Annotated in this window: 1 protein-coding gene and 2 pseudogenes; 2 read left to right on the forward strand and 1 reads right to left on the reverse strand. The window is 38.0% G+C overall.

From position 1 onward, the window contains the following. Positions 1-94, reverse strand: a pseudogene (locus HT715_RS11050) (IS30 family transposase); the annotation flags it as partial. A 385-nt stretch (positions 95-479) separates the two neighbouring features. Between HT715_RS11050 and HT715_RS11055 the strand changes: the two are divergent. Together HT715_RS11055 and HT715_RS11060 are read left to right on the forward strand one after the other, a co-directional pair. After that, positions 480-1,673, forward strand: coding sequence for an O-antigen ligase (locus tag HT715_RS11055; protein ID WP_119920135.1), 1,194 nt, complete (start codon positions 480-482; stop codon positions 1,671-1,673). 227 nt (positions 1,674-1,900) lie between these two features. Beyond that, a pseudogene (locus HT715_RS11060) lies at positions 1,901-2,161 on the forward strand (IS630 family transposase); the annotation flags it as partial.

Here is a 2,161-nt window from a genome sequence, read left to right on the forward strand (position 1 = left end):
CTCTATTTGATTTCCCTTCCTTTTTCCATCGTTCGATTAAACGACGGCTATCGATTGTCAAATGTTTGGCTTTTGTAGTATAATGGTTTTGCATCTCTGTGCCTTTCTTGTGTTTGTGATTGAACAACAAGTATAACACAGAGGTGTTTTCTTATGCCTAGAAGAGCTTTCATTTGACAAGAGGAACCCTTGAAGCAGTTTTGTCAGCTAAACCAAGGCTAATCTTAGCCTTGGCTTTCCAGCTTAACAGCTCCAAGCCTCTTATCAAATGAAATCGAGTACTAGCTATCAGCTAGTTAAACCATCTAATTTTTAGGAGGGTTGGATGGCTAACTTCATTATAGAACTTTCATATCACATTCGAATTACATTTTATTTTGGAAAACGTTTCCTTTGTTTTCAAATTGTTAAAAAAGTGGTACAATATAGGATAGCTTACTATTATCTGAATCAGCTGATTTGGAGAGAAAGGATTCATTTTGAAATCAATAGGCTTTATTGAAAAGCTGAAGGGGTTGTCTAGTAAAGAGCTGATTTTATTGGGAATTATCCTAAGTATCTTTTTACCCTTTTATCTTTTTGTAGTTGTACTCTGTTTATATATTATCAGTTTGATTTTTACAGGAGACATGAAAAGTATTCTTCAGAAAATGGGGGAGCATCCGATGTTGCTTCTTTTTCTTAGCTATAGTACTGTTATATCCATTCTTGCACAAAATTGGATGGGTCTTGTGGCTTCAGTAGGAATGTTTCTATTTACTATTTTCTTTTTGCACTATCAGTCGATTTTATCCCATAAATTCTTTCGATTGATTTTGCAGTTCGTCTTGTTTGGTAGTGTCTTGTCAGCTGCTTTTGCCAGTTTAGAACATTTCCAAATTGTGAAGAAATTTAACTATGCTTTTCTTTCACCCAATATGCAGGTGTGGCATCAGAACCGGGCAGAAGTGACCTTCTTTAATCCTAATTATTATGGAATTATTTGTTGTTTCTGTATTATGATTGCTTTCTATCTGTTTACAACGACCAAGTTGAATTGGTTGAAAGTATTCTGTGTGATTGCAGGCTTTGTTAATCTCTTTGGTTTGAACTTTACTCAAAATCGAACTGCCTTTCCTGCTATTATCGCTGGAGCAATTATCTATCTCTTTACGACTATTAAAAACTGGAAGGCCTTTTGGCTTAGTATTGGGGTCTTCGCGATTGGTTTGAGTTTCCTCTTTTCTAGTGATTTGGGAGTTCGGATGGGGACTTTAGACTCTTCTATGGAAGAACGCATTTCTATCTGGGATGCTGGGATGGCCTTGTTTAAGCAAAATCCTTTTTGGGGTGAAGGGCCATTGACCTATATGCACTCGTATCCTCGGATACATGCTCCTTATCATGAACATGCCCACAGTCTTTATATTGATACGATTCTGAGTTACGGAATTGTGGGTACCATTTTATTAGTTTTGTCTTCTGTTGCTCCTGTTCGCTTGATGATGGATATGAGTCAGGAGTCGGGGAAACGTCCGATTATCGGTCTTTATCTGTCTTTCCTTACAGTGGTTGCTGTGCATGGAATCTTTGACTTGGCCCTCTTCTGGATTCAGTCAGGTTTCATTTTCTTGCTAGTTATGTGCAGTGTTCCATTGGAGCATCGAACCTTGGTATCGGACATGACGGATTAAGTTTTATAAGATTGAAATCTTCTACCTTGGGTAGGAGATTTTTTATGCGATGGGCATGTTGTGTATCTGAGGTGTAAGTCCTCTGTAGAGATTCACTACCGGTGAATATAGTGAAATGAGATAAGAACAGGATGAATCAATCAGGACAGTCAAATAGATTTCTAACAATGTTTTAGAAGTAGAGGTGTACTATTCTAGTTTCAATCTATTATACAATAGCGCTCCCTCGTCCTTATGCAGGGGCTCCTAGAGGGGAGAAAGTCTATGAAAAGATTAGCGGACGTCGTTTTGAGCGAACTTCAATTGTTGCAGGACAAGTAGACGGAGAGTTTATAGCTCCCATGATTTACAAGAACAGCATGACAAGCGATTTCTTTGTGGAGTGGTTCAAAACGCAACTCCTACCTGCTTTGAAAACACCTCATGTTATTATCATGGACAATGCTAGTTTTGATCCCAAGAACATTTTGGATGAACTCTGCATCCAA

The sequence above is a fragment of the Streptococcus sp. 4155 genome, assembly GCF_013276695.1.
In the GTDB taxonomy this organism is placed as follows: Bacteria; Bacillota; Bacilli; order Lactobacillales; family Streptococcaceae; genus Streptococcus; species Streptococcus pseudopneumoniae.